The sequence below is a fragment of the Micromonospora sp. KC213 genome (genome assembly GCF_004348325.1).
In the GTDB taxonomy this organism is placed as follows: Bacteria; Actinomycetota; Actinomycetes; order Mycobacteriales; family Micromonosporaceae; genus Micromonospora.
On sequence record NZ_SMKF01000257.1, the window covers coordinates 1 to 5,818 of the forward strand.

Consider the following 5,818-nt stretch of genomic DNA (forward strand, 5'->3'; position numbering starts at 1 on the left):
CACCCCGACGTACGACGGGACGAAGCGCGGCCAGCGCAAGCGCAACCTGCTGCTCGGCGCGGCGGTGCTGGTGCTGCTGCTCGGCCTCGCGGGGCTGGTGCCGGTGTTGACCAGCCGTGACAAGCCGGAGGTCAGGCCGACCGGTGCCGACACCTCGTCGGCCGCGCCCGCGCCCACCTCGGCCGCCGCCCCGCCGCCGGCGACCAGCGCCGCGCCCAGCCCGACCGCGTCGGCAAGCCCGTCGAGTTCCCCGTCGACCGACCCGAACGCCCTGCCGGCGGGTTGGACCCTGCACCGGGGGCCGACCTTCACCATCCCGCTCCCTCCGGGCTGGCAGGTCGCCCGGACGGAATCGGATCTGGTCGTCTTCTACCAGCGCAACGGCGTCGGCGAGATGCTCGTCCAGTGGACGAGCCGCCCGCAGCCGGACGCGGAGGCGGACTGGCGGAGCCAGGAACCGGCCCGGAAGAACCGGGTTCGGAACTACGAGTTCATCAGCATCAAACCCTGTGACTGGTACCGCACCTGCGCGGACTGGGAGTGGAAGGAGACCCGGGACAACACCCGCATCCACGTCCGTAACCGGGGCTTCGTCACCGCCAGCAATCGCGGGTACGCCATCCGGTGGGAGGTGGCGGAGAAGGACTGGCAGGCTGAGCTGGCCACCTTCGACCAGATCGTCAAGGGGTTCAAGCCCGACCGGAGAAACTGACCGCCGCACATCCCACTCGCATGACTCTCCGCCAGGCGGGGTACCTGTCCTCCGACGACGGAGGAGGTACGTCATGGGACGCCGATGTGGAGACCACCGCTGCCGGTTCGCGCTGTGGACGCTGGTGCTGCTCGCCGACCTCGTCCTGCTGCTGACCAGCGCCGGGCTGTCGGTGCCGGTCGCGCTGGTCGCCGTCATGGCGGTCACCGCCGCCGGGGTCGCCGCCTGGCGGATCGCCCGGAAGCCCGTCCTGGCCCGTTCGGACGCCGCCCAGCGCGCCGGCTGACCGGTATCGATCAGCGTAGTGCGGCGGGGTCGATCTGCCAGCGAAACGGCTCGGCCAGTGTCAGGGTCTCCCCGGCCTTGGCCACCCGGTCCTCGACGTAGTGTGCGCCGTCCAGCCGGTACAGCCGCAGCGAGTGGGTCTCGCCGTCCTGCTCCACGAGCAGGTACCAGGGAATCCGGGCGATGGCGTAGAGCTGCATCTTGAGCACCCGGTCGGCGGCGGCGGCGTTGCCCGGCGAGACGATCTCACAGACCAGAGCGGCCTCGCCCGCCTCGACCACGGTGCCCTCGTCGTCGGTGTCGGCGACCACCACGTCGGGAATCGCGATCCGGTTCGGCCCGAGACGGACATTCACCGCCTCGAACACCAGGAGGCCGTCAGCCGCGGCAGCGAGGCTGTTGGCCAGCAGGCGGGACACCAACTGATGGCGCTTGCTGGGAGCAGGGCTCACGATCAGGCTCCCGTCGAGCAGTTCGATCCGATCCGGCGTCTCGCCCAGGGCGAAGTAGTCGGCCTCCGTCCAGAGGCCGACGTGGTGCTCCAGGGGTGCCGCGCTCACCGGCGTTCACCTCCCGCTCCGATCGCCACCTGCTCAGCTCCACACGATACGAGGTCACGCCCGGCGAGCGACACAGCTCAGCGCGGTAGGCTCCCCGCCCATGGTGTCGATCGACGGGCTGGGCGACCTCTGGGACAGGCTCCTCAGCGCCCAACCTGATCCCCCGCCACTGCTCGTGCTGATTACCGCCCTGGTGGCCCTGGTGGTCGTGTCCGCCCGGCTGCCCTGGCGGATCACCCGCAACGCGGTCACCATCGCCCACGAGGGCGGGCATGCCCTGGCGGCGCTGCTCACCGGCCGCCGGCTGCACGGCATCCGGCTGCACTCGGACACCTCCGGGCTCACCCTCTCCGCCGGGCGGCCCAGCGGCCCCGGCATGATCGCCACCCTGCTCGCCGGGTACGTCGCGCCGTCGCTGGTCGGGCTGGCCGGAGCGTGGCTGCTCGGCGGCAACCGGATCACCCTGCTGCTCTGGATCACGGTGGCCCTGCTGCTGGCCATGCTCGTGATGATCCGGAACGTGTACGGCGTGCTCTCCCTGTTGGTCACCGGCGGCGTGGTGTTCGCCGTCTCCTGGTACGCGTCCCCGCAGACCCAGGCCGCGTTCGCCTGGACCTCGGTCTGGTTCCTGCTGTTCGGCGGCGTACGGCCGGTCTTCGAGCTGCAACGGCTGCGCGGCCGGGGCCGGATGCCGGAGTCCGACGCCGACCAGTTGGCCCGCCTCACCCCGTTCCCGGCGCTGTTCTGGGTGGCCGTCTTCGGCCTGGTGAACCTCGGGGCGCTGGCGGTCGGGGCGGCGTTGCTGGCCGGCCCGATCCTCACCGAGGCCGGCCTCGTCCCCTGAGCCGGTGCCCGCCCGCCCGGGACGCCGGCGACGCGCGAGATCGAGCGAAGCGCGCGAATTCCCGGCAACCGGACGGGGCCCGCCAGGCGTGTCCACTGCGATCGCCACGGGGGAGGTAGCAGGGTGCCGGACGTCGACGGGTTCGACGAGTTCTACCGGGGCAGCCGACAACGGCTGCTCGGCTTCGTCTACGTGCTGACCGGCAACCTGGCGGAGGCGCAGGACGCCGTGCAGGAGGCGTACGTGCGGGCCTGGCAGAGGTGGTCGACGGTCTCCGGGTACGACGACCCGGAGGCGTGGGTACGGGTGGTGGCCAGCCGGATCGCGGTCAGCCGCTGGCGGAGCCTGCGCAGCCGGGCGAAGGCGTACCTGCGGCACGGGGCGGTGGAGAGCGTGCCCGCCCCCAGCACCGACACGGTGGAGGTGGTGGCCGCGCTGCGCCGGCTCCCCGAGGAGCAGCGCACCGCGCTCGCCCTGTACTACCTGCTGGGCATGCCCGTGGCCGAGGTGGCCCGGGAGACCGAGGCGCCGGTCGGCACGGTCAAGGCCCGGCTCTCCCGCGGGCGGGCCGCGCTGGCCGGGCTGCTCGCCGTCACCGACCTGGAGGAGGCCTGATGTCCGAGGACCTGGACCTCGTGGAGCGGATGCGCCGGGAGTTGGCGGCCGTCCGGTGGGCCGAGCCGGCGCAGTTGCGGGCCCGGGCCCGGCGGCGGTCCCGGCGTACGGCGCTGGCGGTGGCGGCGGCGGTGCTGCTGGTGGCGTCGGCCGCCGGTCTCGCGGCGACCGGGTCACCTGGGGCACAGCAGCCGACCCGGAGAAATCAGGTGGCGGCGGCACCGGTGGCGCACCGGGCGGAGATCCCGCTGGACGCTCTCCTGCAGCCGGGGGACCTGCGGCAACGGACCGCCCCGCCGTTGACCGGTTCCGGGCTCGCGGCACCGGTCGCGCTGGACGGCGCGCTCGGCCGGTGCCTGCGCGAACGAGACAACTGGACCGGCTGGACGGTTTCCCGGTACTCACGGTCGCAGAGCGTGCAGTTGGCGGAGAGCCGAAACGGGGCGTTGACCGGCCTGTACCTGACGCAGGACCTCTACCGGCTCCGTGCGGAGACGGCCGCCGGGTTTCTCGCCGACGTGGACCGGTGGGTGCGGGTCTGCGCCGACTGGTCCAGGCCGGTGGAGGGGGCGGTGCCCCGCGCCGTGATGCGGTACCGGTGGGAGGTGACGGCGCGGGGATTCACCGGCGACGAGGCGATACTCCTGCGGCAGACCGTGTCTGCCTCGGGCGGGGCGGCGTCGCCGGGCGATCCGGGCCGGGTGACCGATGCGGTCGTCCGGGTCGGCGACCTGCTCACCGTCGTGAGGTTGGGGCCCGACAGCGATGAGCAGGAGTTGCGCCGGCTGGCCGGGGTCGCCGCGAGGCGGATGTGCGTCGCCGCCAACCCGCCCTGCTGACCCGCGAGCGCGAAGGTCCGCGCGGCGGCCGGGACCGCCCCGGACGGGGGCGAGCCTCCGGACGCCGCGCGGAGTCGCGCGGGAGGCGTCGCTACAGCGGGATGTTGCCGTGCTTCTTCGGTGGCAGGGTTTCCCGCTTGGTCCGCAGCACCCGCAGCGCCCGGACGATCTGGGTACGGGTCTCGTGCGGCGGGATGACGCTGTCGACGTACCCGCGCTCGGCGGCGACGTACGGGTTGGCCAGGGTGTCCTCGTACTCGGCGATCTTCTCGGCCCGGACGGCGGCCGGGTCCTCGGCGGCGGCCAGCTCCTGCCGGTAGAGGATGTTCACCGCGCCCTGCGCGCCCATCACCGCGATCTGCGCGGTCGGCCAGGCGAAGTTCAGGTCCGCCCCGAGGTGCTTGGAGCCCATCACGTCGTACGCCCCGCCGTACGCCTTGCGGGTGATGACGGTGACCTTCGGGACGGTCGCCTCGGCGTAGGCGTAGATCAGCTTCGCGCCGCGACGGATGATGCCGTCCCACTCCTGCCCGGTGCCGGGGAGGAAACCGGGAACGTCCACGAAGGTCAGTACGGGGACGTTGAAAGCGTCGCAGGTGCGGACGAACCGGGCCGCCTTCTCGCTGGCGGCGATGTCCAGGGTGCCGGCGAAGTGCATCGGCTGGTTGGCGACCACGCCCACCGGGCGGCCCTCGACCCGGCCGTAGCCGATGATCAGGTTCTGCGCGTAGAGGGGCTGGACCTCCAGGAACTCGCCGTCGTCGAGGACATGCTCGATCACCCGGTGCATGTCGTACGGCTGGTTGGCCGAGTCGGGGATCAGGGTGTCCAGCTCCCGGTCGGAGTCGGAGATGTCGAGGTCGGCGGGGGCGTCGTACACGACCGGCTCGTCGAGGTTGTTCGACGGCAGGTACGACAGCAGCGCCTTGACGTACTCGATCGCGTCGTCCTCGTCGGTGGCGAGGTAGTGCGCGTTGCCGCTGCGCGAGTTGTGGGTACGGGCGCCGCCCAGCTCCTCCATCGCCACGTCCTCGCCGGTGACGGTCTTGATGACGTCCGGGCCGGTGATGAACATGTGCGAGGTCTGGTCGACCATCACGGTGAAGTCGGTGACCGCCGGGGAGTAGACCGCGCCACCCGCGCACGGCCCCATGATCAGTGAGATCTGCGGGATGACGCCGCTGGCCCGTACGTTGCGGAAGAAGATCTCGCCGTACAGGCCGAGGGAGGCGACGCCCTCCTGGATCCGGGCTCCGCCGGAGTCGTTGATGCCGATGACCGGGCAGCCGATCTTCATGGCCAGGTCCATCACCTTGACGATCTTCTCGCCGAAGACCTCACCGAGGGAGCCGCCGAAGACGGTGAAGTCCTGGGCGAAGACGCAGACCTGCCGGCCGTCGATGGTGCCGTAGCCGGTGATCACACCGTCGCCGTACGGGCGGGTCCGCTCCATGCCGAAGTTGGTGGACCGGTGCCGGGCCAGTTCGTCCAGTTCGACGAACGAACCGGGATCGAGCAGCAGCTCGATCCGTTCCCGGGCGGTCTTCTTGCCCCTGGCGTGCTGCTTCTCGACCGCGCGCGCCGAACCGGCGTGCACCGCCTCGTCGACCCGTCGCTCCAGGTCCGCCAGCTTGCCCGCGGTGCTGTGGATGTTGATCCCGGTCTCGGTAGTCACCCAGGGAATATAACGATGGTTCAGCCCGCCGCCGTTGTGCAGTGCGCCTCAGTGCCGCCCGTAGGCTGGCGGGATGCCGGGTTCCCCGTACACCGATCTGGACCGACCGCCACTGTCGGCGGAGCGGCTGGCCCGCGCGCTGACCGCGCCGCACGGCCCGTGGCGGCGGCTCGACCTGCGGGTCGAGACCGGTTCCACCAACGCGGACGTGGCCGCCGCCGCGCGGGCGGGTGAACCGGAGGGCCTGGTGGTGGTCGCCGAGCGGCAGACCGCCGGGCGGGGGCGGCG

At 72.1% G+C, this 5,818-nt stretch carries 6 protein-coding genes and 2 pseudogenes; 6 read left to right on the top strand and 2 right to left on the bottom strand.

The window, feature by feature from the left end; all coding sequences use genetic code 11:
• Positions 1 to 712 (top strand): annotated as a pseudogene (locus tag E1166_RS31280) (serine/threonine protein kinase); the annotation flags it as partial.
• Positions 713 to 785: 73 nt separating this feature from the next.
• On the top strand, positions 786 to 998 hold the full coding sequence (locus E1166_RS28950) for a hypothetical protein (protein WP_132343036.1): 213 nt from the start codon (positions 786 to 788) through the stop codon (positions 996 to 998).
• Between the two features lie 10 nt (positions 999 to 1,008).
• On the opposite strand, the gene E1166_RS28955 is transcribed toward E1166_RS28950, so the two are convergent.
• Positions 1,009 to 1,557, bottom strand: a complete 549-nt coding sequence (locus tag E1166_RS28955; RefSeq protein WP_132343037.1) for a Uma2 family endonuclease — start codon at positions 1,555 to 1,557, stop codon at positions 1,009 to 1,011.
• 100 nt (positions 1,558 to 1,657) lie between these two features.
• Between E1166_RS28955 and E1166_RS28960 the strand changes: the two genes are divergently transcribed.
• The 3 genes from E1166_RS28960 to E1166_RS28970 all read left to right on the top strand — a co-directional run bounded on the left by E1166_RS28960 (position 1,658) and on the right by E1166_RS28970 (position 3,855).
• Positions 1,658 to 2,401, top strand: a complete 744-nt coding sequence (locus E1166_RS28960; protein ID WP_132343038.1) for a M50 family metallopeptidase — start codon at positions 1,658 to 1,660, stop codon at positions 2,399 to 2,401.
• Between the two features lie 123 nt (positions 2,402 to 2,524).
• The gene (locus E1166_RS28965; protein ID WP_132269565.1) at positions 2,525 to 3,016 is read left to right on the top strand and encodes a SigE family RNA polymerase sigma factor; all 492 of its coding nucleotides are present in this window, start codon (positions 2,525 to 2,527) and stop codon (positions 3,014 to 3,016) included.
• On the top strand, positions 3,016 to 3,855 hold the full coding sequence (locus E1166_RS28970; RefSeq protein ID WP_132343039.1) for a hypothetical protein: 840 nt from the start codon (positions 3,016 to 3,018) through the stop codon (positions 3,853 to 3,855). The genes E1166_RS28965 and E1166_RS28970 overlap by 1 nt, the downstream gene beginning before the upstream one ends.
• A gap of 91 nt (positions 3,856 to 3,946) precedes the next feature.
• On the opposite strand, the gene E1166_RS28975 is transcribed toward E1166_RS28970, so the two are convergent.
• A complete protein-coding gene (locus tag E1166_RS28975) occupies positions 3,947 to 5,530 on the bottom strand; it encodes an acyl-CoA carboxylase subunit beta (RefSeq protein ID WP_132269561.1) in 1,584 nt (527 codons plus the stop codon).
• 73 nt (positions 5,531 to 5,603) lie between these two features.
• Between E1166_RS28975 and E1166_RS28980 the strand changes: the two are divergent.
• Positions 5,604 to 5,818: pseudogene (locus E1166_RS28980) on the top strand (biotin--[acetyl-CoA-carboxylase] ligase); the annotation flags it as partial.